Origin of the sequence: Streptomyces sp. NPDC000404, from assembly GCF_040300365.1 — a bacterium.
GTDB classification, from domain to species: Bacteria; Actinomycetota; Actinomycetes; order Streptomycetales; family Streptomycetaceae; genus Streptomyces; species Streptomyces ramulosus.
The window spans coordinates 41,355-67,393 of sequence record NZ_JBEPDN010000006.1; the positions used below are offsets into that span (position 1 = coordinate 41,355).

Sequence of the window (26,039 nt, forward strand, 5' to 3'; positions counted from 1 at the left end):
GGTGGCGGTGGCGGGAAGGGGCCTGCGCCCCAGCCGTCAGGCCGCCGCCCCCTCGTCGGGGATCCAGTTGCCGTGCAGCCCCAGCGGCACGCGGACCGGCAGGTGGACGCGGGCGACGGGCGGGGCGGCGATGTCCTGGGCGGACAGGATGACCAGGTCGGCGGCGCCCCGCTCGGGGTTGTGCGCGAAGGCCATCAGATAGCCGTCGTCCTCGGCGGCGGGCGACTTGGCGGGAACGAACACCGCCTCGCCGACCGCCCCGTGGCGTCCGAAGTCGTGCGCCTCGCTCGTGCCGCGCTCCAGGTCGTGCTTGAGCAGCGCGCTGCTGAAGCCCTGGTCGGGGCGGGTGTCGTCCGGGCCGGTCGGCAGGGTGTACAGCTCGGTCGCCACCGAGTACGCGTAGCGGTAGGGCCGCTGTGCGAAGCGTCCGTTGACGCGCGGGAAGTCCTGCGGCCGGTCGTGCAGCCGCAGTTGGCGCACCGTCCCGGCGTCCGGGTCGACCGTCCAGCGCTCCAGCACCGGCCGGGACGCGCCGACGTTGCGCAGGTCCATGGCGCGCGGGTGCACCACGACGTCCACGACGATGCCGCGGCCGGCGTCGAAGGCGTTGACGGTGTGCCCGACGCTGCCCGGCGCCAGCTCGTACCAGCGCACCGCGCCGCCCTCGCGCGGCATCACCCCCAGCCGGGCGGGCCGGTCGTGGTCCCAGGTGAACGGCACGCCGGTGGCCAGGTGCGCGGCGCTGAAGACCAGCGGCGAGTCGAACAGCAGCACATGGCGCGCGGTCAGCGCGAAGTCGTGCATGTACGGGTTGCCGGGCACCGGGACGGTCACCGCGCGCACCACCGTGGCGCGCCGGTCCATGACGATGTGCTGGACGGCCGGGACCCCGTACCGGAAAGCCAGGCAGTGCAGTTCCCCGGTGGTGTGGTCGTACTGGGCGTGCGCGTTGGCCGAGTAGCCCTCCGCGGTGGCGCCCAGGTCGCTGGGGCCGACGGTGTCCAGTTCGTCGGTCAGCTCGTAGGGCGGGATGCCGCCTTCGAGCAGGGCGACGGTGCGCCCGCCGAGGCCGATGACGTTGACGCTGGGCGCCATGTCCATGCGCGGGTCCACGGGGGTGCCGCGTCGCGGTTCGCCCAGCCGGTCGGCCACGGAGGCGGAGCGGACCCAGCGGTTGCGGTACCACTCGGCCCGCCCGTCCCGGATCCGCACGCCGTGCACCATGCCCTCGCCGAGGGTCCAGATGTGCGGGGCGGAGAGGTCGTCCAGGCCCAGCGGGTTGGGGCCGTTGCGCAGGTAGCGGCCGGTCAGGTGGGCGGGGATGCGCCCGGTGACGGGCAGGTCGAACGCGGTGGTCTCCGCGGTCACGGGCGCGAAGCTGCCGGTCAGGTAGGGGTTCGCCGTCATGTCGGGTGCTCCTCGGTGAGGTGAGGCGGGGCGGATTGAGGTGAGTGAGGCGGGGCTCGCAGCGCCAACATACACACGTTTCAAACATGGGTATGAGTCATTCGTTTGAAACGTACGTCAGTGATCTTGGTAAAGTCGGGGCATGGGGACACGAGACGACCTCCTGCAGGCGGCCAAGCAGTGCCTGGCCGAGCGCGGCTACGCCCGCACCACGGTGCGCGACATCGTCGCCGCCTCCGGCGCCAACCTCGCCGCGATCAACTACCACTTCCGGTCCAGGGACGCGTTGTTGAACCTGGCCATGGTCGAGTCGGTGGGCGAGGCGATGCGGGAGCTGCTCGCCGCCCCGGCCGACGGCGAGGCGGACGGCGCACGGGCCCGATTGGAGAAGTTCTGGGCCGAGCTGGTCGGCTCGTTCGGCACCGACCGGGCGCTGTGGGCGGCCAACATCGAGGCGCTGGCGCAGGCGCTGCACTCGCCCGAGGTGCGCGCGCCGATGGCGGAGGGCCAGCACCGGGCGCGGGGCGAACTGGCCGGTCTGCTCGGCCCGAAGGGCGACGCGGACGCCGGGGCCGTCATCGTCACGCTGCTCAACGGCCTGCTGGTGCAGTGGATGGTCGACCCCGAGCGGGCCCCCACCGGCGCGCAGCTCACCGCGGGCGTGCTCGCCCTGGCCGACGCGCTGAAGGCGGACGAAGGGGCCTGACCGGCGGCAACGGGCTCGGCGGCCGGCCCGGCTCCGTGCCGGCCCCGCACGGCGGCGCGGGCGGCCCTACTGCCGCACCGGCCAGACCAGCGCCTGGGCGACGATGACGCGCTCACCATTGAAGGTGACGGCGGGGCCTTCGTGCAGCTCGTAGCCCAGGGCCAGGGCTTCGCTCACGCGTCGGCAGAACGTGGCGTCGTCCGGCCCGGTCAGGACCCGGTAGACGGGCAGGCCGTCCGGTGGTGCGCTCATGAGGAGAAGAATCCCAGATGCGCCCGGCCGCCGGCCAACCTCTCGGGGGGCGGTGAGGCTCCCGGAGGAGGGCGGCGGGCCACCGCCGGGCCGGGCCGCCCCGGCCCCATCCGGCCATGTGCCCCGAAGAACACCCCCAAACGCGTGACATACCGCCTGGTACGCACCGAGAATCGCTGCGAGCGTCACTACTCGCCCGTAACAAGCGCCCGCAGCAGCGCCCGTACCACGCGGAGGCACCCGGTGTTCAGCACGATGCAGGACGTACCGCTCACGGTCTCGCGAATCCTGGAGCACGGTTCGACCGTCCACGGATCGTCGCAGGTCATCACCTGGACCGGCGGTGAGCCGCACCGCCGGAGCTTCGCCGAGGTCGGCGCGCGGGCCGCGCGGCTCGCGCACGCGCTGCGCGGCCTCGGCGTCGAGCGCGAGGACCGTGTCGCGACGCTTCTTTGGAACAACGCCGAGCACCTGGAGGCGTACCTCGCCGTCCCGTCCATGGGCGCGGTGCTGCACACCCTCAACCTCCGGCTCGCCCCCGAGCAGTTGGTGTGGATCGCCAACCACGCCGAGGACCGCGTCCTGCTCGTCAACGGCAGCCTGCTGCCGCTGCTCGCACCCCTGCTGCCCCAACTGCCGCTCCTGGAGCACCTCGTCGTCACCGGACCCGGCGACCGCAGCGTCCTGGACGGCATCCGCCCCACCGTCCACGACTACGAGGAATTCCTCGCCGGCCACCCGGAGCACTACGACTGGCCCGAGCTGGACGAGCGCGAGGCCGCCATCCTCTGCTACACCTCCGGCACCACCGGCGACCCCAAGGGCGTCCTCTACAGCCACCGCTCGCTCTACCTGCACTGCCTCCAGGTCAACACCACCGAGGCCTTCGCGCTCGGCTCCGGTGACCTGGCGCTGCCCGTCGTCCCGATGTTCCACGTCAGCGCCTGGGGCATGCCGCACGCCGCCTTCATGGCCGGGGCGTCGCTGCTGATGCCGGACCGCTTCCTGCAGCCCGCACCGCTCGCCGAGATGATCGAGAAGCTGCGGCCCACCATCGGCGCCGCCGTCCCCACCATCTGGCAGGGCCTGCTCGCCGAACTCGACGCCCACGGCCGCGACGTGGCCTGTCTGCGGACCGTCATCATCGGCGGCTCCGCCTGCCCGCCCGCCCTGATGCGCGGCTTCGAGGAGCGGCACGGCATCCGCGTCGTCCACGCCTGGGGCATGACGGAGACCTCCCCGCTCGGCACCGTCGCCCACCCGCCCGCCGGCGTCACCGGCGACGAGGAGTGGCGCTACCGCACCACCCAGGGCCGCTTCCCCGCCTCCGTCGAGGCGCGGCTGATCGGCCCGGACGGCGCGCGGCTGCCCTGGGACGGCGCCTCCGCCGGTGAGCTGGAGGTCCGCGGCCCGTGGATCGCCGGCGCCTACTACGGCGGCGCGGACGGCGACCCGCAGCGCCCCGACGACAAGTTCAGCCCCGACGGCTGGCTGCGCACCGGCGACGTCGGCACCATCACCCCCGACGGCTACCTCACCCTCACCGACCGCGCCAAGGACGTCATCAAGTCCGGCGGCGAATGGATCTCCTCCCTGGAGCTGGAGAACCACCTCATGGCCCACCCGGACGTCGCCGAAGCCGCGGTGATCGCCGTACCGGACGACAAGTGGGGCGAGCGCCCGCTCGCCACCGTCGTCCTCGCCGACGGCGCCACCACCGGCCACGACGAGCTGCGCGCCTTCCTCGCCGAGCGCATCGCCCGCTGGCAGCTGCCCGAGCGCTGGGCGCGGATCGCGTCCGTCCCGAAGACCAGCGTCGGCAAGTTCGACAAGAAGCTGCTGCGGCAGCGGTACGCCGACGGCGAGCTGGACGTCACCCACCTGGGCTGAGCCGGACACCCACGCACCGGAGCCCCCGCAGGGATCTCACCTACGGGGGCTCCGCGCGCAGCGCTGCCAAGGGCTAATGCGTCCCGATCTTCGCCAGCAGATCGACGATCCGCGCCTGCACCTCGGCGCTGGTCGAGCGCTCCGCGAGGAACAGCACCGTCTCGCCCTTCGCCAGGCTCGGCAGCTGCGCCGGATCGAGATCGACGGAGGTGTAGACGACCAGCGGGGTGTGGTTCAGCAGACCGTTCGCCCGCAGCCAGTCGACGATCCCGGCCCGCCGGCGACGCACCTGCATCAGGTCCATCACCACGAGGTTCGGCCGCACCTGATGCGCCACCGCGACCGCGTCGCTGTCCGCCGCGGCCCGCGCCACCTGCATCCCGCGCCGCTCCAGCGACGCGGTGAGCGCCCCGGCGACGGCGTCGTTCTGCTCGATCAGCAACACCCGCGGCGGATGCTGCTCACTGTCCCGCGGCGCCAGCGCCTTCAGCAGCACCGCCGGGTCGGCGCCGTACGCCGCCTCCCGCGTCGCCTGCCCCAGACCGGCCGTGACCAGCACCGGAACCTCCGCCGCACCCGCCGCCTGACGCAGCGACTGCAGCGCGGTACGGGTGATCGGCCCGGTCAGCGGATCGACGAAGAGCGCGGCCGGATACGCCGCGATCTGCGCGTCGACCTCCTCGCGGGAGTTGACGATCACCGGGCGGTAGCCGCGGTCGCTGAGCGCCTGCTGCGTGGAGACGTCGGGCGCCGGCCACACCAGCAGCCGCCGCGGATTGTCCAGCGGCTCCGGCGGCAACTCGTCGTCCATCGGCGGCTGCTGCGGACCGAGCACCTCCACGGCGCCGTTCGGCCCGTCCAGCGGCTCCGGCCCCTCGCTGCCCTCGTCCGGCGCGGAGACCGCGAACGCCCGGCCCTCGCTCGCGTCCAGCAGATGCGGCTGCGGCGCGCCCTGCCCGGACGGCGCGGCCGGCCGGCGCCCGGCGCCCGCCTCCCCGCGCGCGCCCTCCTGCGGCGCGGCGAGCTTACGGCGACGACCGGAACCGGCGGCCGGGGTACCGCCGGGCGGCGTGCCCCCGGCCGGACCCTGCGCCTGCGGATCGGCGAGCTGCTGCGCGAACGGCACGCCCTGCCCGAGCGTGCGGACGCTGAACGCCCGGCCGTGCGACTGCCCCGGCCCGGGACCGCCGTCCTCCTCCGGCCGCGGCTCCGCCTCCGCCTCCGCGGGGCTGGGCCGGCCGCGCCGCCGCCCGGTCGGCGCAGGCGCCTCCCCGTCGGCCGGCACCGCCCCGGGCGCGCTGCCGTGCACCGCCCGCGTCGGCTCGGCGGGCGGCACCGGCGCACCCTGCGGAGGTACGGGCTGCCCGGCACCCTGCGGCGGCACCGGCTGCGGCGCGCCCTGCGGCGGCACCGGCTGCCCCGGAGCCTGCGGCGGCACCGGCCGGCCGGCGCCCTGCGGCGGAACGGGCTGCCCGGCGCCCTGCGGCGGAACGGGGCCCGTGCCCTGCGGCGGAACGGGCCCGCCGTGGGCCGGGCGCTGCTGCGGCACATCCGGGCGGACCGGCTGCTGCGGCCCGGACTCCTCGGGACGCCCGTGCTGCCCGTGCTTGCCGCCCGGACGCACCGGCTGCGGCCCCTGCTGCTCCGCGGCGCCCGGCTGCTGCGCGCCCGGCGCCGCACCCGCGCCCTCGGCCTCCTCGTCGCCGGACTGCGCCACCAGCCCCTCGGGGCCCGCCACGAACATCCCGGACGTCTCGGAGTCCGCCATCGCGGCCGCCGCCCGCTCCTCGGCCGCGGCCCGCCGGGCCCGCCGCCGACCGGTCGGCTCGTCCTGCCACTCGCCCTGCGGAACACCGGGATTGACCGCCGGCTCCAGCCCGGGCGGACCCGCCGGGGCCTCCGCGGGCTGCGCCGGACCGTTCGCCACCGGACGCCGCGCCCGGCGCCGCCCGGTGCCCTCGGCCTGCGCGGACGACTGCCCGGCGACCGCGGGCAGCGCCGGCAGCGCGGAACCCGAAGCGCCCGCGGACGCCGCGCCCGGCGCCTGATCGGCCGCGGCCGGCGGCAGCGCGAACGGCGACCGCGCGCCGCCCGGCGCCTGCTGACCGGCGCGCTCCGGCGCCTCCGCCAGCGCCCGGCGCGCCCGCCGCCCGGAACCCGGCTGCGCGATGCCCTGCGGCGGCGCCTGCTGCGCCTGCCCCGGATGCCCGACCGGCGTCAGCTGCGCCGCGCCCGTCCCCGCACCACCGGGCAGCGCCGGCAACGCGCCCGGCGCACCCTCCGGCTGCGGCGCCCGCCGCCGCCCGGAACCGTCACCGGCGTCCGTGCCGTCGCCCGGCCGCCCGAGGCCGCCGTCCGCCGCGCCGTCGCCGGCCGCGCGCCCGGCACCGTCCGAACCGCCGGACACCCCCGAACCGTCCGTACCGGACTGCTCCGTGCCACGCGCCCGCTGTGCCGGGACCGGCATCACCGTCGTCCCGTCGCCCTGCGCCTGATGCGCCCGGCTGCCGCCCGCGGGCACCGTGCCGTCCGCCGCCACCGGCAGCTCCAGCACCCACGCACTGCCGCCCGCGCTCTGGCCGCCCGGCACCTTGTGGGTCTGCATCAGCCCGCCGTGCTGCCGCACGATGCCCCGCGCGATCGGCGCGTGCACCGGATCGCCACCGGCGTACGGGCCGCGCACCTCGATGCGGACCACATCGCCGCGCCGCGCCGCGGCCACCACGATCGTCGAATCCTGCGGACCCCGGCCGCCCGCGCCCGGACCCGCCGCATCCGCGGCCGGCATCCGGCCCGTCGAGTCGACACCGGCCACATCCGCGATCAGATGCGACAGCGCCTGCGCCACCCGCTCCGCGTCGACCGTCGCCTCGATCGGCGGCGCGTGCACCGCGAACTGCGCCCGGCCCGGCCCGATCAGGTCGACCGCGCCCTCCACGCCGGCCGCCACCACGCCGTCCAGCTTCACCTTCTTGCGCCGCAGCTTCTCCGCCCCGGCGTCCAGCCGCTGATAGCTGAGAACGTTGTCGACCAGCGTCGTCATCCGCGCGTGCCCGGCCGCGAGGTGGTGCAGGATCTGGTTGGCCTCCGGCCACAGCTGCCCCGCCGGATCGGACGCCAGCGTCCGCAGCTCCCCGGTCAACTCCTCCAACGGCCCGCGCAGCGCCTGCTCCAGCACCGCCAGCAGCTGCGTGTGGCGCGCCGCCAGCGCGTCGTACGGCCGCCGGTCGGTGAACGTCATCACCGCGCCGACCAGCTGATCGCCGTCGCGCACCGGTGCCGTCGTCAGGTCGACCGAGACCGACTTGCCGTCCTTCGCCCACAGCGCCTGCCCGCGCACCCGGTGCTTGCGCCCGGACCGCAGGGTGTCCGCCAGCGGCGTCTCCTCCCACGGCAACGGCGAACCGTCCGCCCGGGAGTGATGCATCAGCGGATGCAGCTCCTTGCCGCCCAGCTCGCTCGCCCGGTAGCCGAGGATCTGCGCCGCCGACGGATTGACGAGGACGACCTTGCCGTCCGCGTCCACGCCCACGACGCCCTCGGCCGCGGCCCGCAGGATCATCTCCGTCTGCCGCTGCTGCCGCGCCAGCTCCGTCTCGGTGTCCAGCGTCCCCGTCAGATCCCGCACCACCAGCATCAGCAGTTCGTTGCCGGTGTAGCCGTTGCGGTGATCCGCGTACGCCGCCTCGAAGGCCGACTCGTACGGGGTACGCCCGTCCTCCAGATTCGCGCTGGTCACCTCGACGAGCAGCTCGGTGCCGTCGGTCCGGCGCGCCACCATCCGCGTCGGCTTCGTCCGCCCGCCCTCGGCCTCGGCGTCGTGCCGCCGCATGGAGCCGGGGATGCGCTTGGAGTCGAACGACGGCAGGAGGTCGAGCAGCCCGCGCCCCACCAGGGCGGTACCGGGCGCCTCGAACGTCTCCAGGGCGATGGTGTTGGCGTTGACGACCGTGCCGTTGCAGTTGACGAGCAACAAGGCGTCAGGAAGGGCGTCCAGTATGGCTGCGAGGCGAGCAGCGCCTCGGGATGGCCTGCTGCTCACGACGACGCTTCCTCCCTGTTACCGCACAGTGCCGGCCCGGCTGGGCGGGCCGCTGGAAGGGAGTCTACGGGCAGTTGCCGTGGACGCCGAGGCGGATGAGGGGCAGGTGACGCCCCGGTCGGGTGCGACTCGCCGCACGCCCGACATGTGCCCCGCGTCCTGACCTGCCCGCCCACTCCGCCACGAAAGGGCTCGGGCATCGCGTCATGAACCGGTCGTCGGGAGCAGCGGCTCGAACCGGTCCCAGCGGGCGATCTCGCACCCGTTGGTCCGCCGGAACTCGGTCTTCACCGGCCGCCCGGCCCAGTAGCCGGAGACCTGCGCGGTGATCGGACCGCCGTACATCATCGTGCACTTCGCCGCCCGCGGAACCGCCGCGAACGTGTCCTGCCCCCACCGCGTCATCCGGTCCAGCCGCGCGCACGCCCCCGCCGCGTCGAAGTGGTTCCCGCCGTCGGGGTGGCAGAACAGCTCGTAGCGCCCGTCGACCCCTGCCGCCCCGGACCGCGTCACCGTCACCGTCAGATGATCGGCCGGCCGCAGCCGCCCCCCGCGGTCGGTGCCCTCGGTGTTCCCGCCCTCCGTACGCGTGACCGGCCCCGGCAGCCCGGCGACGCCCCGGAGGTGGCGGTGCCCGGTGGGCGGCCGCAGGCCCGTACGGTCGAGGACCCCGGCCGGACCGGTGGGGTTCGGCGCCGCGGCGCGCTCCCCGGGCAGCGGCAGCGGGATCGGCGCGCCCGAGGCGGCGGGCGCGGCCAGCGCCAGCGCCGCCGCGGCGGCCACCACCGGGGCGACGGCGGTCAGCAGGGACTTCCGGAGATACGGCATCACGGCTCCAGACGAGAGAGCGGAACGGGCACGCGGGCACGCACCCACCGGGGCACCCCGCGGCCACGCCGCACCCGGCCCCACCCCCACTAACGCGCCTTGCGCCCCGACGTTTCGCGGCAGGAACGTCTTTGCCCGACGGCTCACCCGCCGGGTACCGTAGGGGGCGATTGGTGACAGCCCCCAGGGCTGTGCCATCATCTGGTCACGCCGCGGCGCTCACGCGCCGGTGCGTGTGGAGGCGTCGCCTAGTCCGGTCTATGGCGCCGCACTGCTAATGCGGTTTGGGGCTTACCCCCCATCGAGGGTTCAAATCCCTCCGCCTCCGCTTCCGACCTCCGGGCCTCTTTCCTCAGCGGGAAGGGGCCCGGAGGCGTTTTACGTACCGGAATTTCCGCCGGCGGGATTCCCGGGCCGGGCCGTAAGCGCGGCGAACGATCATCCGCACCCGCCGCGGGCGCTGATCACGGACGCGCGCGGCGGCGGGATCGGCGGCAGGATCTGTGCGGGAAACCCGGCGTCGATCTTCGTCGCCGCTCCGGCCCGGCCTGCCGCCCTCGGGTGCGTTCTCGCAGGTCAGCGGCGGTATGGGCAATGGATTTCGTGTCGCGGCGCGCTTCATGTAATGTTGTTCCCGCAACGCCGACCGGCAAGAAAATGTGCCGGAAAGCCGAGCGCTCGTAGCTTAACGGATAGAGCATCTGACTACGGATCAGAAGGTTGCAGGTTCGAATCCTGCCGAGCGCACAGCAGGCCGAAGACCCCGTCGAGAGATCGACGGGGTCTTCGGTGTTTGTACGGGTCGCGGCGGCCGTGGCCGGCTTTTCCGCACTCCCGGATGCCGTGCCGAGTGCGCGATCGATCTCCGACGTCTCGTGGTGGACCGGAGGCGGGACGGCGTGGAGCGGGGCGGCGATGTCGGCGCACGGGGCTTTCCGCGGCGCTGAGCAGCGCGGGGAGCGGTGTTGCGGCGCGGTTCATGTAATGTTGTCCGCGCAACGCCGACCGGCAGGAAAATATGCCGGAAAGCCGGGCGCTCGTAGCTTAACGGATAGAGCATCTGACTACGGATCAGAAGGTTGCAGGTTCGAATCCTGCCGAGCGCACCGCACGCCGGAGGCCCGTCGAGAGATCGACGGGCCTCCGGCTTTTGCGTGGCCGGCGGTGGCGGACGTCGGGTCGTTCGGCCGGAGCCGGCGGAGGGTGCCCGGTTTTCCTTACGGGAGGCGCGAGGTATTCGCGAGGCCCGGTGTTTCTTCCGCTACGCGAAGTCGATCGCGGCCAGTACGGGCCCGGCGAGCGCCAGCCCGTATTGCAGGGCGACGGTCCGGCTGCGGACGGTGTGGCTCATCGCGGCGTTCGGAAGGCAGAGCGCCGCCAGCCCCGTGACGGCGGAGAGGGCCAGGGACCACGGGGCCAGGCTCACCAGCGGGCCGCTCGCGCCGTCCCCGGTGTACGCCTGCCGGAGCGCGATGACGACGAACGCCCCGAAGGCGAGGACGAGCAGCAGGAGGCCGATCCCGGCGAAGACGCGTACCGCCGGCGTGGACGGCGCGAAGGGGTCGGGCGTCGTGGGGGTGGCGAGGTCGGGGCCAGGTGTGGTCATGGCGGCCACCTTGGGGTGCGTGCGTCGCCCCGCGCATCGTGGCGGGTACTCAGGCGGGGCGGGGGCGCGTACTCAGGCGCCGGGTCTTGGGCGACGGCTGGGGCGGTCGGTGGCGCCACGATGGCGCTCAGGCCGGCCGTCGGGGCACCACCACGATCTGGTCCGGGTCCTCGTAGACGACGTGGCCGGGGGCGCGGGAGTGGAGGCGGTGGCAGGGGATGCGGTGGGCGCGGAGGACGGCCAGGTAGCCGTCGACGCGGGTGATCAGGTGCGGGGACGTGGACTTGAACCAGGCGGCGGCGCCCGGATGGCGGGTGCGGTCGTAGACGGTGGGGTCGACGTCGGCGGGGTTGGTGAAGTGGGTGTCGTACCAGTCGTTGGCGGCGCGGCGGAAGCGTTCCTGGGCCGGGGTGAGGAGGCCCTCCCGGGCGAGGTTGTTGACCAGGGCGAAGACGCCGGGGAAGTGGCCGTGGTCGTTACGGGTGGCGCCCTGGAAGCGGACGTAGTGGGGGACGGGGTCGGCGGCGGGGTGGCTGTGCGGGGGCACGGGGCTCCTGGGGGTGGGGGCGGTGGGCCGGGAGGTGCGGCGGGGCTCGGGGCGGGGCTTGCGGGGGCGGCGAGTGCGGGTTCGTGGCTCTGGGGTGGAGGGGAGAGCGAGGGGTTCGGGGGTCGGCTGGGGAAAGGATTAGGCATTGGTGCGGACTTCGCGTACTGTTTTGTTCACCGACGCGGGGTGGAGCAGCTCGGTAGCTCGCTGGGCTCATAACCCAGAGGTCGCAGGTTCAAATCCTGTCCCCGCTACTGACGCCGTAGGCCCGGTGGATTCGTCCACCGGGCCTACGGCTTTTTTGCGTGGGATGCGTCGGATGCGGGGGTGCGTCGGGTACGCGCCCGCGATCGGGCTCATGGGGCGATCGGTGCCGGTGGGGTTGTGTAGTGGGCGGCGGGTCCGTGGTGGCGTGGGGCCGCCAGGTGGGGGCGCAGGAGCAGCTCGTCGTCGTAGTCGCCGGAGTTCTGGTGCCGGAAGGCGAGGGGCGGCGTGGTGGGGAGGGTGCGGAGGCGTGCGCGCAGCCGGTCGGCGGCGGTGGCGTAGGTGTCCGGGGTGATGCGGTCCGCGCCGGGGATGAGCAGCGGCGGGACGACGGTCATGCCGGTGTACCAGAGGGTGCCGTGCTGGAGGGGGAAGAGGAGGTCGTTGAGGTCTCCGTTGACGCCGCGCGGCCCGAGGGTGGCGGCGCGGGCTCCCGCGGTGACGACGACCATGGCGCGTTTTCCGGCCAGCGGGCCGTCGCCGTAGCGGTGGGGGCGGCCGGTGGCCGGGTCGGTGAGGCCGAAGGCGAAGCCGTTGACGAAGACCCGGTCGAACCAGCCCTTGAGCTGCGCCGGCATCCCGTACCACCACAGGGGGAACTGCACGATCAGGGTGTCCGCCCAGGCGATCTTCTGCTGTTCGGCGCGGATGTCGGGGCTCAACGTCCCGTCGTGGAGGGCGCGTTGGGAGGCCCGGCCGACGTGGAGGCGGTCGGCCGGGTCGTGGGCGTAGTCGGCCGCGTCGACGACCGGGTTCCACTTCATGGCGCGCAGATCGGAGACGCGGGCCTCATGGCCGTACGCGTCGAGGGCGCGCAGCCCGTCCGCCTGGAGGGAGGCGTTCAGGGAGCGGGGGTCGGGGTGGGCGGAGACCCAGAGGACCTTCATGGGGCGGGAGGGCGCGGTGGCGGGGGCGGCTTCGGTGCCGGTTGCGGTTCCGGCCGTTGCCGTGGCTGCGCTATCGGAGCTGGTGGGGCTGGTGGCGCCGGAGGTGGGCTCTGTGGTCATGGGGCAACTGTCGGGGGCGGGGGCCCGGTGGGACGAGTGGCCGGATGGTCGTGATGCGTGAGGATCGGGCCAGGGCGGCGGGGTGGTTGCGGGCTGTTCCGGGGCGGTGATGGGGGCGTGCGTTCGGTGGTGTGCGCCGGGGGGCGTACGGGTGCGGGTTCAGGGGAGGGGCATGGCGCGCGGCGGGATGGGGGCGCGGGCGTGCGGGGTTGGGATGTGTGGCGGGTGATCCGGGGTGGGGTGAGGGGCTTGGGCTTTGTGGGGTGTGTGCGGTGGAGAGGCGGCGGTTGTGGTGAGTGATGCGGGCGGGGCGGGGCCGTTCGTGGGCGGCGGGGCGCGGCACCGGGTGGCGGTGCTGGTGCGGGACGGGATGCTGCCGATCGAGGTCGGCATCGTCCACCGGATTTTCGGCGAGGCGCGGTCGGAGGCGGGGGAGCCGCTCTACGAGGTGGTGACGTGCGCGCCGGTGCCCGGGGAGGTGCGGACGGACGCGGACTTCACCGTGAACGTCGCCCACGGACCGGAGGCGCTGGCGGCGGCGGACACCGTGGTCGTACCGGCGTCCGCGGCGGACTACGCGGACGGCGGCGGGGGCCGCGGGGCGGCGCCGGGCGAGGCGCGTGCCGAGGGGTGTGCGGACGGTTCGGGGGCGGCGCGCGGTGTGGGGGAGCGCGCCGACGGGAGCGCCGGGGCGCCGGGTGCGCCAGGCACGCCGGGGGCGTCTTCGGCGGTGGAGACGGCCGTCGGTGCAGGTGGGGAGCTTGCTGCGGCGGCGGGCGGAGCTGCGGGGGCGGATTCGGGGGTCGGCGCACCGGGGGAGACGGCCGGGCGGTTGGCGGCGGAGCGGGGCGCGATGGTGCGGGCGTTGCGGCGGATGCGGGCGGGGACGCGGGTGGCGTCGATCTGTACGGGTTCCTTCGTGTTGGCGGCGGCGGGGTTGCTGGACGGGCGGCGGGCGACGACGCACTGGAAGTCGGTGGACGACTTCCGGCGGCTCTTCCCCGGGGTGCAGCTGGAGCCCGACGTGCTCTACACGGAGGATCGCGGGGTGCTGACCGCCGCCGGGGTCGCCTCGGGGATCGACCTCTGTCTGCACATGGTCCGGTGCGATCACGGGGCCGCGGTCGCGGGCGACGTGGCGCGGCGGACGGTCGTCCCGCCGTACCGGGAGGGCGGGCAGGCCCAGTACATCCGGCGGCCCGTGCCCGCCCCGCGGATCTCGTCGACGGTGGCCGCCCGCACCTGGGCGCTGGAGCATCTCGACCGTCCGGTGACGCTGCGCGAGCTGGCGGAGTGCGAGGCGATGAGCGTCCGGACGTTCACGCGGCGGTTCCGGGAGGAGATGGGCGTCTCGCCGCTCCACTGGCTGACCCGCCAACGGGTCGAACGCGCCCGGGAGCTGCTGGAGGAGACGGATCTGACGGTGGAACGGATCGCGACCGAGGCCGGGTTCGGGACGGCGGCGTCGCTGCGGGCCCATGTGCAGGCGGTGTTGGGGGTGTCGCCGCGGGAGTACCGGCGGACGTTCCGGGGGGTGTGAAGGCGTTCGGGCCTGGGCCGGTGGGGTGGCTTGCCCGGGGGCGCGGGGAGGTGGGGCGGGCTTCCGGCCCCGGGGACGGACGGGTGCCGGAGCCGGCCGGGTGCCGGTGCCGGCTCGGTGGGTTGGGTGGCCGGGCGGGTTCGTGGGCCGGGGCGATGTCAGTGGGTGGTCGTACGCTTGCGGGGTGTGGCGATGTACGGGTCCGCGGTGGTCGTTGGAGGGGGAAGCAGGAGGGGAGCGGAGGTTTCGGCAGGGGCTGGGGGGGTACTGCGCCGAGCGGGGCGCGGAGCGGGTCAGCGCGCTGCCCGCGGGCAAGAGACTGGCGTTCTCCGTGGTGGGGGAGCGGCGGTGCCTGGGGGTGCGGCGTGGTGGGCGGCGGATCGTCTGCCCGTACGAGGCGGTGATCACGGGGACGGCTGCCCGGGATCAGTGCGAGGCGTGTGCCCGGCTGGACCGTTCGCGGTCGGTCGCGGCGGACACCATGGCCGATGATCCGCGTCCGTACGGCGTCTATCTCGCGTACTTCGGGCCCGGTCTGGTGAAGGTCGGGATCACGGCGGCCGAGCGCGGGGCGGCGCGGCTGGTGGAGCAGGGGGCGGTGGCGTACGCCTGGCTGGGGCGCGGGCCCCTGATGGCGGCGCGGCGGGCGGAGGCGGTGCTGGGGAGCGCGCTCGCGGTGCCGGACCGGTTCGCCAAGGAGGCCAAGCGGGCGGCGCGGGGCGCGTTGCCCGCGGTGGCGGAGCGGCGCGCAGAGCTGGCGGAACTCCATGCGCGGGCGCGGGGGTTGCCCGGATGGCCGGAGACGCTGGAGCCGGTGGGCTTCGCGTTCGGCGATCACACCGAGCTGTTCGGGCTGGACCGCATTCCGGCGGACGCCGCCGAGCTGGGCGCGATGACGGCGGACGCGGAAGTGGTGGGGGAGGTCCTGACGGGGGTCGGGGCGGATGTGTATGTGCGGATTCGGGTGAGTGGGGTTTCTGCGGTGTCCCCGGGGGCCTCGGCGTCCCCGGCGTCCCCGGTGTTTCCCGGGGGCGCGGTGCCCTCTGCGCCGCCCGCGTCCGGGGCGGCTGGGGCCGGTGGGGGGCCGGTGCGTTCCGGTGGGATGGACGGGGTTGGCGAGGTGGTGGCGGTGCTTGATGCGCGGTTGTTGTCCGGGTGGGTGTTGGGGGCTGCGCGGGGTGGAGTGACGACGGTGCCCGTACGGGAGGCCCCGTACGGGAGAGGGGCGCGTCGTGGTGGAGCGGAGGGGGAGGGCGGGCAGGAGGGGTTGTTCTGAGGTTGGGGGCCCTTTCTCGGGTGCGTCCGGGGAAGTTCGGGATGGGGACGGCGGGGGCGTGCGGGCGCGTTGGGTGAGGCGGCGGCTCGGGCATCCGGGAGCGGGCGGCTCCGGGGAGGGGGACGGGGCCGAGTCTGGGGTGCGTGGGGGAGAGTCCGGCGGATTCGGCGTGGGGTTGGCCTGGGGTGGTGCCCGGTGGGCGGTGGGCGGTGCCCAGCGCCCGGTGCTCACTGCTCACTGCCCGGTGTTTGGGGTGGGTGGTCAGGTGGTCGGTGCCGTGGGCACCGTTGCGGCTGTCCCATACGTCGCTGCTGCTGTCGCCGCTGCCGTGAGGGCGTGGAGGGCGGTGCGTAGCTCGTTGAGGGTTGCCTCGTCGGCGACGCGCTCGGCGGTGGGGTCGATCTTCGTGCTGATGGCGGGGATTTCGCGGCAGGCGCCCGTGACGACACGGCCCGTCATCATGCGCAGGACTTCCCGTAGTTGCGCGTTGGCGTGATCGCCGCCGGCGGGGGACGGCGACGCGGTGATCACGGCAACGGGCTTGTCCACGCATTCGCCGCTGCTGACCAGCCAGTCGAGCGCGTTCTTGAGGGCGCCCGGGATGCCGTGGGCGTACTCGGGGCTGACGATGAGCAGCGCGTCGGCGGCGGCGACGGTGGTGCGGAGGGCGGCGACGGACGGGGGCGGCGTCGCGCCCTCGCCGTCCAGATCGGGGTTGAAGTGCGGCAGGGCGGCGATGTCGGCGGTGGTGGCCGGTCCGTCGAAGAAGGCCAGCGCGGAACGCAGCACGGCGCCGTTCGAGGAGCGGGCACGCAGGCTGCCGGACAGGGCGACGAGTCTCATGGGGCGACCGTACGCGGGGAGTTGGGCGGCGGTGCGGCCGGATGCCCGGGGCCGAGCTTCTGATGGCCAAGGGGCCCGCCGGCCGGGGGAGGCCGGTGATCGGGCGCTCGGGGGCGGACGAGCGGGAGCCGGCGGAGGGGCCACGGCGCGGACGGGCCACGGTTCGGACGTGCCACGGTACGGACGGGGTGTCAGGACGTGGCGTCAGTCGCATTGTTGCAGGTCAGGGCGATTGTCAGTGGGGGGTGAGATGGTGGGTTGCAGTGATCGGGATGGGCCGTGCGGGGGGCGGCCCAGCTCGGTCGTGGCCGGCTTGTTGGTGGCGGGGGAGTTGGTGAGTGGGGGTGCGGAGAGAGGGCGACGTCCAGGTTGGGGCAGGGGGCGGGAGCGGCGCACAGGTCGTGACGGGCCTGAGCCGGGAGGGCCGGCGGGCGCCGCGAGGGTGGGACGGGCAACGGACACCGTGGGCAGAAGGGGGGAGCGGAACGGGTGCAGGAGCGAGGGCGGTGATTCAGCGGACGAAGCGTCGGCCGAATCGGGCGCTGTGCGGGGGGCGGGGACGAGGACGGGGGGAGGAGGCATGGGGTACCTGATGCGCAGGTCGTGACGGCGCTGGGGGCGGTGAGGCAGCGAGATGGTGGGAGCGGCACCTTTGGCAGCCGAGCGCTGGGGATGGGCGCGGGGGCCTGGCGCCAAGGCCGAGTGGTGAGGCCGCGTGCTGAGGCCAAGGGGCGAGGCCAACCGTCGAGGCCAACCGCCGAGGAGTGCCGCCGAGGGGTGTCGGGGCTCGGCCGGGTGAGACGTTGAGGGGGATTCTCAGGGGATTCACAGAAAGGGGAAAGGGGGCTCTCACGGGGGAGGGGCACGTTCGGGGCATGACCGTGACTTCATCGCCGTCCGCTGTATCCGCGGGGCCTTCGGGTGCCCGGCCGTACCGGTCCGCCGTGGGGGGCGGCGGGGAGGCCCGGGCGCCCGGTGGGGAGCCGGGGCTGCGGCGGGCCGACGGGAGCCCGGTTCGGGTGCTGGTGGTGGACGACGAGTCCTCGCTCGCCGATCTGCTGTCGCTGGCGCTCCGCTACGAGGGCTGGGACATCCGGGCCGAGGGCGACGGCGCCGGTGCGCTGCGCTGCGCCCGGCAGTGGCGGCCGGATGCGGTGCTGCTCGATGTGATGCTGCCGGACATGGACGGCCTGGCGGTGCTGGCCCGGCTGCGGCGCGAACTGCCCGACGTTCCCGTGCTGTTCCTGACGGCCAAGGACTCCGTCGAGGACCGGATCGCCGGGCTGACCGCGGGCGGCGACGACTACGTCACCAAACCGTTCAGCCTGGAAGAGGTGGTGGCCCGGCTGCGGGGGCTGCTGCGCCGGGCGGGGGCCGCGGCGGCGAAGAGCGCCTCGGTACTGACGGTCGGCGATCTGACGCTGGACGAGGACAGCCGCGAGGTGAGGCGGGGCGAGGACGACATCCGGCTGACGGCCACCGAGTTCGAGCTGCTGCGGTATCTGATGCGGAACCCGCGGCGGGTGCTGAGCAAGACGCAGATCCTGGACCGGGTCTGGAGCTACGACTTCGGGGGACAGGCCAACGTCGTCGAGCTGTACATCTCCTATTTGCGACGGAAGATCGACGCCGGCCGGGAGCCGATGATCCACACCCGGCGCGGCGCGGGATATCTGATCAAGGCGGCGGGCTGAGGCGGACGTAGACGTAGACGCAGGCGCGGAGATGGACGCGAGTCCGGGCGGGGACGCGAGTCCGGGCGGGGACGCGAGTCCGGGCGCGAGCCAGATACGGATGCGGCCCGAGTACGGATACGGGCGCGCATACGGATGCGGTCCCTGCCCTGCTGACCATCCCCGGACACCCGAGCCCCGACCCTCGTGGCCCAAACCCAGGCCCGACGCCGAGGTCTGAGCCCCAGCCCCCAAAGCCCAGGCCGCAGGCCCCCGCAGAACTCAACGCTTTCGAACTCCCCCGCCAGAGCCCAACGCCCCCGAACTCCCCCCACAGGCCCCCCGTTTCACGTGAAACGGGCTTCCCCGGTCGGTTTCGCGTGAATCCGGCCGGGGGTTTTCGCGTCGGCTCACGGAAATGTGTTGTACAGCGTATAGCTTGCCCTCGTACGCTCTACGACGCCGCCGCGGGCTCCGTGCCCACCTTGGTGTCCGGTGTCCGTAGTTCCGTGCCGGGCGACCGCACCGCTTCACCGGCGCCGGGCAGTTCGGGTCCCACCGGCGGTCCGGGTGCCGGTCCGGGGAGCGCATCCGCAGCGCCACGGGTTCCGGGCGGCATGTCCCTTTCCGCTCACCAGTTTTCCCGGGAGCCGCACATGCCCCCTTCCGCCCCTGACGCCGCGCCCTCGCCGTCGTCCGCCCCGTCCTCCGGTCCGCCCGCGGCTCCCGGTCGTGCCGCCACGCGCTGGCTGGTCCTCGGGGTCATCTGTCTCGCGCAGCTGACCGTCATCCTCGACAACACCGTCCTCAGCGTCGCGATCCCCTCCCTCACCGTGGATCTGGGGGCCAGCACCGCCGACGTCCAGTGGATGATCAACGCGTACTCGCTCGTCCAGTCCGGGCTGCTGCTCACCGCCGGGAACTCCGCCGACCGCTACGGGCGGAAGAAGATGCTGGCCATCGGGTTGGCGCTGTTCGGGCTCGCCTCGCTCGGCGCGGCCCTGGCGACCTCGCCCGGGATGCTGATCGCCGCCCGCGCCGGGATGGGCGTCGGCGGTGCGCTGCTGGTCACCACCACGCTCGCGGTCGTCATGCAGATCTTCGACGACGCGGAGCGGCCCAAGGCCATCGGCATCTGGAGCTCCGTCAGCTCCCTCGGGTTCGCCGCCGGTCCGCTCATCGGCGGGGTGCTGCTCGACCACTTCTGGTGGGGCTCGCTCTTCCTGGTCAACCTGCCGGTCGCGGTCCTCGCGCTCTGTGCGGTGATCGCCCTCGTGCCGGAGTCGAGGAGTCCGGGTGCCGAGAAGCCCGATCCGCTCGGTGCGGTGCTGTCGATGATCGGCATGGTCGGGGTGGTCTTCGCGATCATCTCCGGGCCGGTCGACGGCTGGCTCTCCGGCAAGGTGCTGATCTCCGCGGCCATCGGGTTCGCCGGTCTCGCGCTCTTCGCGCTCTGGGAGCTGCACACCCCGCATCCGATGCTGGACATGCACTTCTTCCGCAACCGCCGGTTCATCGGCGCCGTCTCCGGCGGCATCCTCGTCGCCTTCGGCATGGGCGGCTCGATGTTCCTGCTCACCCAGCACCTGCAACTCGTCCTCGGCTACGAACCGTTGGAGGCGGGGCTGCGGATGGCGCCGCTCGCCGTCACCGTCGTACTGATCAACTTCACCGGGTTCGGCGCCCGGTTGCTGCCTCGCCTCGGCACCCCCGGAATGATTGTCTCCGGGATGTCGCTGCTGGCCGGGGGCCTCGCCCTCATCGCCACGCTCGGCGGTTCCGGCTACGGCGGGATGCTCGCCGGGCTGATCGTGATGGGTGCCGGCGTCGCGCTCGCCATGCCGGCCATGGCCAACGCGATCATGTCGGCCATCCCGCCGGCCAAGGCTGGTGTCGGCGCCGGAGTCAACGGCACGCTGATGGAGTTCGGCCAGGGGCTGGGCGTCGCGGTGCTCGGCGCGGTGCTCACCGCGCGTTTCCAGGCGTTGCTGCCGGTGGCCGCCGCCGGGGCCGGTTCGCTGGCCGCGGCGCTCGCGCGGACCGGCTCGGCGGCCGAACGCACCGTGGTGCACGACGCGTTCGCCGCCGGTATCCGCACCGGTCAACTCGCGGGCGCCGTCGCGGTGTTCCTCGGCGGGCTGCTCGCCGCCGTCCTGCTGCGGCGGGCCGAGCGGTCGTCCGGGGAGCCGTCGGGACCGCCGGCGGCAGACGAGGTGCCCGCCGCGGCGGAATAGCATCGAAAGCGGAGCACGTCCCGCTCGGCGGGAGGCGAAGCGCGAGGGGAGAGGCGTCATGGCAGCGGCAGGAGAGGGCGCCGGAGGGCGGCCGAAGAGCGTCTGGCTGGCCGGGCGCGGGCCGCTCAAGCGGAAGGCGGACCAGCCGGACGGGCTCGACCTCGACAAGATCGTCGGGGCGACCGTCCGGCTGCTGGACGCCGACGGTCTGGCGAAGTTCTCGATGCGCCGCCTCGCCGCCGAGCTGGGCGTCACCGCGATGTCGGTCTACTGGTACGTCGACACCAAGGACGATCTGCTGGAGCTGGCCATGGACGCGGTCGCCGGCGAGATGCGGCTGCCCGACGAGGACGGCGGCACGGACTGGCGCGATCAGCTGCGGGCGCTCGCCACCGCCTACCGCGACATGCTGCTGCGCCATCCGTGGGTGGCGCGGCTGCTCGGCGAGTACCTCAACATCGGCCCCCGTTCGCTGGCCTTCTCCAACGCCACGCTGCGGGTGATGGGCGCCAGCGGGCTCGATCCCGTACGGGCCTCCGGCGCCCTCGCCACGGTCTTCCACTTCGTCTACGGCTTCGCGACGATCCGCGCCCTGCACGAGGCCCGCTGCCGGACCGCCGGGATCTCTCTCGACGCGTACTTCGCGCAGGTCAGCGCGGCCATGGCGGACCGGCCCGAGTACGCGGAGACCCGCGAGCTGTCCGCCCGCGCCGGCTACGCCCGCCAGGGCCACGGCGTCGTCGAGATGCTCGACCGGGAGTTCACCCTCGCCCTCGACCTGCAGATCGCGGGCATCGAGACGCTACGGGACCGGGGCCGGGGCACGGGGAGCTGACCCGCGGAGCTGACCGGCAGGGGGCCGGGGCTCACCCGCACCACGCAACCGGGCCGGGCGCAGGCACCCCCCAAGGTGCCCGCGCCCGGCCCGGTCCCGTACGCCGTTCGTCCCGCCGCCGCGCCGCTCGCCCGGCCGCCGTCCGACGGCCCTGCTCAGCCCGCCATCGGCAGCGAGTCGCCCTGCACCGCCTGGATGTCGAGCTGGACCCGCAGGGTCGTGCCGATCGCCGCGATGCCGGCGGCCACGACCTGGTTGTAGTTCATCTTGAAGTCCTCGCGGCGCAGCTCCGCGGTGGCGCTGAACGCCGCCCGCACGCCGCCCCACGGGTCGGGGCCGGTGCCGAGGTAGCTCAGGCTCAGGTCGACCGGGCGGACGACGCCGTGCAGCGACAGATCGCCGTGGACCGTCCAGCGGTCCGGGCCGGCCGGCTCCAGGCCGGTGCTGCGGTAGGTGATCTCCGGGAACTCCGCGACGTTCAGGAAGTCGTCGGAGCGCAGGTGGCCGTCGCGCATGCCGTTGCCGGTGTCGATCGACGTCGCCGCGATGACCGCCTCGACCCCGGACTTCTCCAGGTCCTCGGCGATCTCTATGCGCCCGCTGAACTCGGTGAACCGGCCGTGCACGCTGGTGATGCCCAGGTGCTGCGCGGTCGCCGCGACCGTCGAGTGCATCGGGTCGATCGTCCAGGTGCCGGGCGGCGGCAGCTCCGTGCCGCCCTGCCGTGCCAGCACGACGTTGCCGACGTCCATCCGGCCGCTCGCCGTCACGATCGCGCTGGAGGCGACCGGCGCGTAGCCGACGGCCGTCACGATCACCGTGTACGGACCGGGCCGCAGCGGGTCGGTGCTGCGGATGACGCCGTCCTCGTCGGCCGTGGCGCGCAGCATCTGCGCACCGGTCATGTCGGTGACGGTCAGCACGGCGTGCTGCACCGCCCAGCCGTCGCGTGTGCGGACCTGCGCCCGTACGCCCGCAGGTCCCGCGCCCGTCGAAGTCATTCCCACTCCCGTTTCTTGCCTGGTACGTAATCGGGCTCCGGCAGCGGCCTGCAGGCCGTCCCCTGCCTGTGCGCAGCACCGCTGCCGGAGCCCTGGGGTCCGGTCCGGGGCGCGTCTCCGCTCAAAAAGCGCGCCGCGGTCCGGGGTTCATCGTCCCCCGGGCGAGCTGCCCGGGGTCCGGGTCAGTCGCCGGGGTGGGCGAGTTCGACGTCGTAGCCGTCGACCCCGCGGGCGTCGACCTGCAGGCCGTTGGCGACCGGCGGGTAGCCGCTCGCGATGACCGTGTAGTCGCCGGCGTCCAGGTCGGTGAAGGCGTACGCGCCGTCCTCACCGGTGGTGGAGGTCGCCACCACGTTGCCCGCCGCGTCGACCAGGGTGACGCGGGCGTCCGGCAGCGGCCGCCGCGCGGAACCGGCCCGCACGACACCCTCCACCTTCGCGCCGGACAGCAGCTCGACCTCGATGCGGGTGGTGCCCTGACCGCCGACCTCGACCGGCACGGCCGTGGGGCGGAACTCCGCGGCGTTCACCGCGACGGTGAAGGAGCCCGAAGCCAGGTCGTCGAAGGAGAAGTAGCCCTCGGCGGAGGTGGTGCCGGTGGCCAGCACCTCGCCGCGGACATCGGTGACGACGACCATCGCGCCCGCCACCGGCTGCCCGGTGACCGCGCTGCGCACCTGGCCGCCGAGGCCGCTGGTGCCGCTGAGGAGGATGTCGTAGCCGAGCGGCTGGTCGCCGACGATCACCGTCGAGGCCTGCGGCTGGTGCCCGTCGGCCGCCGCGATCAGCACGTACGAACCGGCGCCGGGGGCGGTCAGCTCGTAGGCGCCGTTCGCCTGGGCGGCGGCGCGGCCCAGCTGGCGGCCGCTGAGGGAGATCAGCGTGACCGCGGAGCGCGGCACGGGGTGGCCCTCGGGGTTGCGGATGAAGCCGGTGATCGACGGTCCGGCGGGGGCGTCACCGCCGCCGGCCGACGCGAACGCCGCCAGGGGCTGGGTGGCCTGTGCCGCGGCGGGCTGCGCCCAGGTGGGCGTGTGCTCGTCGGCGGGGGCACCCGCGCCGACCAGGGCGGGCTCCCGCTCCTGCGCGGCAGCTGCGGCCGCGGGGGCCGGGGTGGCCGCGGGGGAGGTGGCCTCGGTGGCCGCCGGCTCCGCGCCGTCCGCGTTCTGGTCCAGTCCGCCGCGAGTCTTCAACGGGACCTCCTTGATGAACAGGGTGAACAGGAAGGCCAGCAGGGCGCAGGGGGCCGCGATCAGGAAGATGTCGGCGACGCCGTGCCCGTAGGCGCTCTCCATGACGGTACGGATCGGGGCCGGGAGCGCGTCAAGGTCCGGGATGCCGCCGCCACCGGCGCCCTGGGCCGCCTGGGCCGCCTTCGGGCCCAGCTCGGCCAGGCCGTCCTTGACGTAGTCGGTAACCCGGGTGGCCATCACGGCACCGAGCGCCGAGACGCCGACCGCACCGCCGAGGGAGCGGAAGAAGGTGACGACGGACGAGGCGGAGCCGAGGTCCTGCGGGGCGACCTGGTTCTGCGTGCAGAGCACCAGGTTCTGCATCATCATGCCGATGCCCAGGCCCATCAGGGCCATGAAGATCGCGACGTGCCAGTAGGCGGTGTCGTAGCGGATGGTGCCCAGCAGGCCCAGACCCGCGGTGACCAGGACGCCGCCGGAGACCAGCCACGCCTTCCACTTGCCGGTCTTGGTGATGATCTGGCCCGAGACGGTCGAGGAGATGAACAGACCGCCGATCATCGGGATCGTCATCACACCGGACATCGTCGGCGACTTGCCGCGCGCCAGCTGGAAGTACTGGCTGAAGAAGACCGTGCCGGTGAACATCGCGATACCGACGAACAGCGAGGCCAGCGAGGCGAGGGTGATCGTCTTGTTGCGGAACAGCCGCAGCGGGATGATCGGTTCCTTCGCCTTGGACTCGACGAGGACGAAGATCGCGCCGAGGACGACGGAGCCGCCCACCATCGCGGCGGTCTGCCACGACATCCAGTCGTACTTGTCGCCGGCCAGCGTCACCCACACCAGCAGCAGCGAGACCGCCGCGCTGATGAAGAAGGCGCCCGCCCAGTCGACCTTGACGCCCTCGCGCTTGACGACGGGGAGCTTCAGGGTCTTCTGCAGGACGATCAGCGCGATCACCGCGAAGGGCACGCCGACGTAGAAGCACCAGCGCCAGCCCATCCAGCTGGTGTCGGTGATGACGCCGCCGAGCAGCGGGCCGCCGACGGTGGCGACGGCGAAGGTGGCGCCGAGGTAACCGCTGTACCGCCCGCGCTCACGCGGGGAGATCATCGCGGCCATGACGATCTGCGCCAGGGCGGAGAGACCGCCGACGCCGATGCCCTGGACGACGCGGCAGGCGATCAGCATGCCGGCGTTCTGCGACAGACCGGCGACGACCGAGCCCGCGACGTAGATGATCAGCGCGACCTGGACCAGCAGCTTCTTGCTGAACAGGTCGGAGAGCTTGCCCCACAGCGGGGTGGTCGCGGTCATCGCGAGCAGCGACGCCGTGACGACCCAGGTGTAGGCGGACTGGCCGCCGTCGAGGTCGTGGATGATCTCGGGGAGCGCGTTCGACACGATGGTCGACGACAGGATGGCGACGAACATTCCGAGCAGCAGCCCGGAGAGTGCCTCCATGATCTGACGGTGCGTCATGGGCGGCTGTCCGGAGGCGGGTATGCCCCCGTGCTTGGCGTGGCCGCCCCGCACACCGGCTGGTGTGGTCGTAGCCATGTAGTTCCTTTTCATCCTGCGGGTGTACGGGTGGTGGAGTCGTGATGTGCCCGGGTACGGCAGTCGCCGAAGCTCGTCCGCAGTCGCGTGAGCAGTTCGACGAGGTGGCCGACGTCGCTGTCGGACCAGTCGTCCAGGTACCGGGCGAGTGTGTGGGTGTAGCGCTCGGACAGCTCCGTCAGGAGTTCCTTGCCGCTCGGGGTCAGACGCAACAGACGTGACCGCTTGTCCGCCGGGTCGGGCTTGCGCTCGATCCAGCCGCGCTCCGCGACGTGGGCGACGTGCCGGCTGGTCACCGACATGTCGATCGCGAGCAGCTCGGCCAGCTGGCTCATCCGCATCTCGCCGTGGCGGTCGAGGAGGGTGAGCAGCCCTGCCGAGGCGGGCGGGCAGTCCTGGGGCAGGATCCGCCCCATTTCACGCTTGACGGCTCCGATGGCGCTGAGCTGCCTGGCCAGTTCCTCGTACTGACTCTGGGCGGCCATGGGCTCCTCCACGCGGTTTTGTTGCTTGAGGCAACCATAGGGTCGGTTGGTTGCTGAAGGCAAACGAATAGGTGGGCCCTACGGTAAAGGGGAAGGAAAGGCGATCTCAGGCCGGGGTCAAGGGAATTGGTGATCGCCAGGAAGCTCCAGGTCAGGGCCGGTCGCCCGGGGTGTCCGGGGCGTTCCGGAATGTGGCCAGCGTCACTTCGGGGCGCCTCGGTGGCTGCGTGGACCGCCCCGACGGCACCGATGACGACGCGCGGTGCGACGCGCGGGCCGCCGTTCCGCACCTTCCGCCCCGCCTCGCCCCCTCCGCGCCAAGAACACCTTTCGCCCTCCCTCCTCCCCTCCTCTCCCTTACGTGCCGGGTGGGCGGGCGTTCTCGGTGCGGGAGGGGTGGCCGGGCGGTGTGTTCGCGGTGCCGTTCGGCGAGGTCCCAGGGCCGTTCCGGCGCCGCTTCGCGCGCGGCCCAGGGGTGCTCCGAAGGGCGCGGTTCGCTAGGGTCCTTGCCCATGGCGACCAACCCGCAGAACCAGGCCGAGGGCAACTACGACCCGGCGGGCAGCACGCAGATGTTCCGCGCCTTCGTCGACGAGGGCGGCACCCCGCAGGCCGGCAGCCGCCGAGCCCCGGCTCCCGCGCAGTCGGCCGGCCCCCGCGTCGGTCTGATCGTCGGCGTCGTCGTCGCCGTGGTGGTCGTCGCCGCAGCGGTCTGGCTCGCCTTCGCCTGACCCCGGCACGACCTCTTCTCCCCTCCGTACGGCGCGGGGCCCGGAATGCTTCCGGGCCCCGTTTTTTGTGTGGGGCGCGTTCTTTGTGTGTGGGGCGCGGCTTTCGGTGCCGGTTC

Annotated in this window: 19 protein-coding genes and 4 tRNA genes; 12 read left to right on the plus strand and 11 right to left on the minus strand. The window is 73.7% G+C overall.

What is annotated here, in order from left to right:
- Window positions 1-36: 36 nt before the first annotated feature.
- Complete coding sequence (locus tag ABT345_RS12540) at window positions 37-1,407, minus strand: carotenoid oxygenase family protein (protein ID WP_345078393.1); 1,371 nt, start codon at window positions 1,405-1,407, stop codon at window positions 37-39.
- Between the two features lie 142 nt (window positions 1,408-1,549).
- Here ABT345_RS12540 and ABT345_RS12545 point away from each other — a divergent pair, with 142 nt between their 5' ends.
- Entirely contained in the window at window positions 1,550-2,113 is a 564-nt protein-coding gene (locus ABT345_RS12545; RefSeq protein ID WP_345078390.1) for a TetR/AcrR family transcriptional regulator, read from the plus strand.
- A 66-nt stretch (window positions 2,114-2,179) separates the two neighbouring features.
- On the opposite strand, the gene ABT345_RS12550 is transcribed toward ABT345_RS12545, so the two are convergent.
- Window positions 2,180-2,365, minus strand: coding sequence for a DUF1737 domain-containing protein (locus ABT345_RS12550; protein WP_345078388.1), 186 nt, complete (start codon window positions 2,363-2,365; stop codon window positions 2,180-2,182).
- Between the two features lie 243 nt (window positions 2,366-2,608).
- On the opposite strand from ABT345_RS12550, the gene ABT345_RS12555 reads away from it, so the two are divergent.
- Entirely contained in the window at window positions 2,609-4,255 is a 1,647-nt protein-coding gene (locus tag ABT345_RS12555) for a long-chain fatty acid--CoA ligase (protein WP_345078385.1), read from the plus strand.
- 73 nt (window positions 4,256-4,328) lie between these two features.
- On the opposite strand, the gene ABT345_RS12560 is transcribed toward ABT345_RS12555, so the two are convergent.
- Window positions 4,329-8,297, minus strand: coding sequence for a PAS domain-containing protein (locus ABT345_RS12560; RefSeq protein ID WP_345078382.1), 3,969 nt, complete (start codon window positions 8,295-8,297; stop codon window positions 4,329-4,331).
- Window positions 8,298-8,501: 204 nt separating this feature from the next.
- Window positions 8,502-9,125, minus strand: coding sequence for an SSI family serine proteinase inhibitor (locus ABT345_RS12565; RefSeq protein WP_345078379.1), 624 nt, complete (start codon window positions 9,123-9,125; stop codon window positions 8,502-8,504).
- Between the two features lie 237 nt (window positions 9,126-9,362).
- On the opposite strand from ABT345_RS12565, the gene ABT345_RS12570 reads away from it, so the two are divergent.
- From ABT345_RS12570 to ABT345_RS12580, 3 genes are all read left to right on the plus strand, one after another.
- A tRNA-Ser gene (locus ABT345_RS12570) sits at window positions 9,363-9,453 on the plus strand.
- A 346-nt stretch (window positions 9,454-9,799) separates the two neighbouring features.
- A tRNA-Arg gene (locus tag ABT345_RS12575) sits at window positions 9,800-9,872 on the plus strand.
- Window positions 9,873-10,158: 286 nt separating this feature from the next.
- Window positions 10,159-10,231: transfer RNA gene (locus tag ABT345_RS12580), tRNA-Arg, on the plus strand.
- Window positions 10,232-10,386: 155 nt separating this feature from the next.
- Here the strand turns inward: ABT345_RS12580 and ABT345_RS12585 are convergent.
- Both ABT345_RS12585 and ABT345_RS12590 read right to left on the minus strand, forming a co-directional pair.
- Complete coding sequence (locus tag ABT345_RS12585) at window positions 10,387-10,731, minus strand: hypothetical protein (protein WP_345078376.1); 345 nt, start codon at window positions 10,729-10,731, stop codon at window positions 10,387-10,389.
- 127 nt (window positions 10,732-10,858) lie between these two features.
- Window positions 10,859-11,278 carry a hypothetical protein gene (locus tag ABT345_RS12590; protein WP_345078373.1) on the minus strand — a complete coding sequence of 140 codons (420 nt, stop codon included), beginning with the start codon at window positions 11,276-11,278 and terminating at the stop codon, window positions 10,859-10,861.
- Between the two features lie 180 nt (window positions 11,279-11,458).
- On the opposite strand from ABT345_RS12590, the gene ABT345_RS12595 reads away from it, so the two are divergent.
- A tRNA-Met gene (locus ABT345_RS12595) sits at window positions 11,459-11,532 on the plus strand.
- Between the two features lie 102 nt (window positions 11,533-11,634).
- Here ABT345_RS12595 and ABT345_RS12600 read toward each other — a convergent pair.
- Complete coding sequence (locus ABT345_RS12600; RefSeq protein ID WP_345078579.1) at window positions 11,635-12,429, minus strand: NAD(P)H-dependent oxidoreductase; 795 nt, start codon at window positions 12,427-12,429, stop codon at window positions 11,635-11,637.
- Window positions 12,430-12,919: 490 nt separating this feature from the next.
- Here ABT345_RS12600 and ABT345_RS12605 point away from each other — a divergent pair, with 490 nt between their 5' ends.
- Both ABT345_RS12605 and ABT345_RS12610 read left to right on the plus strand, forming a co-directional pair.
- Window positions 12,920-14,089 (plus strand): GlxA family transcriptional regulator, encoded by a 1,170-nt coding sequence (locus tag ABT345_RS12605; RefSeq protein WP_345078576.1) that lies wholly within the window; start codon window positions 12,920-12,922, stop codon window positions 14,087-14,089.
- Window positions 14,090-14,345: 256 nt separating this feature from the next.
- A complete protein-coding gene (locus tag ABT345_RS12610) occupies window positions 14,346-15,365 on the plus strand; it encodes a DUF2797 domain-containing protein (RefSeq protein ID WP_345078573.1) in 1,020 nt (339 codons plus the stop codon).
- Window positions 15,366-15,626: 261 nt separating this feature from the next.
- Here ABT345_RS12610 and ABT345_RS12615 read toward each other — a convergent pair whose 3' ends face one another.
- A complete protein-coding gene (locus ABT345_RS12615) occupies window positions 15,627-16,208 on the minus strand; it encodes an NADPH-dependent FMN reductase (RefSeq protein ID WP_345078370.1) in 582 nt (193 codons plus the stop codon).
- A gap of 875 nt (window positions 16,209-17,083) precedes the next feature.
- Between ABT345_RS12615 and ABT345_RS12620 the strand changes: the two genes are divergently transcribed.
- From ABT345_RS12620 to ABT345_RS12630, 3 genes are all read left to right on the plus strand, one after another.
- The gene (locus ABT345_RS12620; RefSeq protein WP_386461009.1) at window positions 17,084-17,902 is read left to right on the plus strand and encodes a response regulator transcription factor; all 819 of its coding nucleotides are present in this window, start codon (window positions 17,084-17,086) and stop codon (window positions 17,900-17,902) included.
- 635 nt (window positions 17,903-18,537) lie between these two features.
- Window positions 18,538-20,115: an MFS transporter gene (locus tag ABT345_RS12625; protein ID WP_345078364.1), complete on the plus strand. Its 1,578-nt coding sequence runs from the start codon at window positions 18,538-18,540 to the stop codon at window positions 20,113-20,115.
- Window positions 20,116-20,173: 58 nt separating this feature from the next.
- A complete protein-coding gene (locus ABT345_RS12630) occupies window positions 20,174-20,950 on the plus strand; it encodes a TetR/AcrR family transcriptional regulator (protein ID WP_345078361.1) in 777 nt (258 codons plus the stop codon).
- A 155-nt stretch (window positions 20,951-21,105) separates the two neighbouring features.
- On the opposite strand, the gene ABT345_RS12635 is transcribed toward ABT345_RS12630, so the two are convergent.
- The 3 genes from ABT345_RS12635 to ABT345_RS12645 all read right to left on the minus strand — a co-directional run bounded on the left by ABT345_RS12635 (window position 21,106) and on the right by ABT345_RS12645 (window position 25,192).
- Window positions 21,106-21,951, minus strand: coding sequence for a YceI family protein (locus ABT345_RS12635; RefSeq protein WP_345078358.1), 846 nt, complete (start codon window positions 21,949-21,951; stop codon window positions 21,106-21,108).
- Between the two features lie 182 nt (window positions 21,952-22,133).
- Window positions 22,134-24,629, minus strand: a complete 2,496-nt coding sequence (locus ABT345_RS12640) for an MFS transporter (protein ID WP_465270459.1) — start codon at window positions 24,627-24,629, stop codon at window positions 22,134-22,136.
- An 89-nt stretch (window positions 24,630-24,718) separates the two neighbouring features.
- Window positions 24,719-25,192 (minus strand): MarR family winged helix-turn-helix transcriptional regulator, encoded by a 474-nt coding sequence (locus ABT345_RS12645; protein WP_345078352.1) that lies wholly within the window; start codon window positions 25,190-25,192, stop codon window positions 24,719-24,721.
- 512 nt (window positions 25,193-25,704) lie between these two features.
- Here ABT345_RS12645 and ABT345_RS12650 point away from each other — a divergent pair.
- Entirely contained in the window at window positions 25,705-25,923 is a 219-nt protein-coding gene (locus ABT345_RS12650) for a hypothetical protein (protein WP_345078349.1), read from the plus strand.
- Window positions 25,924-26,039: the final 116 nt, after the last annotated feature.

Excerpts from the sequence above, each read along its gene's own strand:
- ABT345_RS12630 (WP_345078361.1), top strand. The coding sequence starts at position 20,174 with ATGGCAGCGGCAGGAGAGGGCGCCGGAGGGCGGCCGAAGAGCGTCTGG.
- ABT345_RS12635 (WP_345078358.1), bottom strand. The coding sequence starts at position 21,951 with ATGACTTCGACGGGCGCGGGACCTGCGGGCGTACGGGCGCAGGTCCGC.
- ABT345_RS12540 (WP_345078393.1), bottom strand. The coding sequence starts at position 1,407 with ATGACGGCGAACCCCTACCTGACCGGCAGCTTCGCGCCCGTGACCGCG.
- ABT345_RS12625 (WP_345078364.1), top strand. The coding sequence starts at position 18,538 with ATGCCCCCTTCCGCCCCTGACGCCGCGCCCTCGCCGTCGTCCGCCCCG.
- ABT345_RS12645 (WP_345078352.1), bottom strand. The coding sequence starts at position 25,192 with ATGGCCGCCCAGAGTCAGTACGAGGAACTGGCCAGGCAGCTCAGCGCC.
- ABT345_RS12650 (WP_345078349.1), top strand. The coding sequence starts at position 25,705 with ATGGCGACCAACCCGCAGAACCAGGCCGAGGGCAACTACGACCCGGCG.
- ABT345_RS12550 (WP_345078388.1), bottom strand. The coding sequence starts at position 2,365 with ATGAGCGCACCACCGGACGGCCTGCCCGTCTACCGGGTCCTGACCGGG.
- ABT345_RS12640 (WP_465270459.1), bottom strand. The coding sequence starts at position 24,629 with ATGACGCACCGTCAGATCATGGAGGCACTCTCCGGGCTGCTGCTCGGA.
- ABT345_RS12565 (WP_345078379.1), bottom strand. The coding sequence starts at position 9,125 with ATGCCGTATCTCCGGAAGTCCCTGCTGACCGCCGTCGCCCCGGTGGTG.
- ABT345_RS12600 (WP_345078579.1), bottom strand. The coding sequence starts at position 12,429 with ATGAAGGTCCTCTGGGTCTCCGCCCACCCCGACCCCCGCTCCCTGAAC.
- ABT345_RS12605 (WP_345078576.1), top strand. The coding sequence starts at position 12,920 with ATGCTGCCGATCGAGGTCGGCATCGTCCACCGGATTTTCGGCGAGGCG.
- ABT345_RS12620 (WP_386461009.1), top strand. The coding sequence starts at position 17,084 with ATGACCGTGACTTCATCGCCGTCCGCTGTATCCGCGGGGCCTTCGGGT.
- ABT345_RS12545 (WP_345078390.1), top strand. The coding sequence starts at position 1,550 with ATGGGGACACGAGACGACCTCCTGCAGGCGGCCAAGCAGTGCCTGGCC.
- ABT345_RS12585 (WP_345078376.1), bottom strand. The coding sequence starts at position 10,731 with ATGACCACACCTGGCCCCGACCTCGCCACCCCCACGACGCCCGACCCC.
- ABT345_RS12615 (WP_345078370.1), bottom strand. The coding sequence starts at position 16,208 with ATGAGACTCGTCGCCCTGTCCGGCAGCCTGCGTGCCCGCTCCTCGAAC.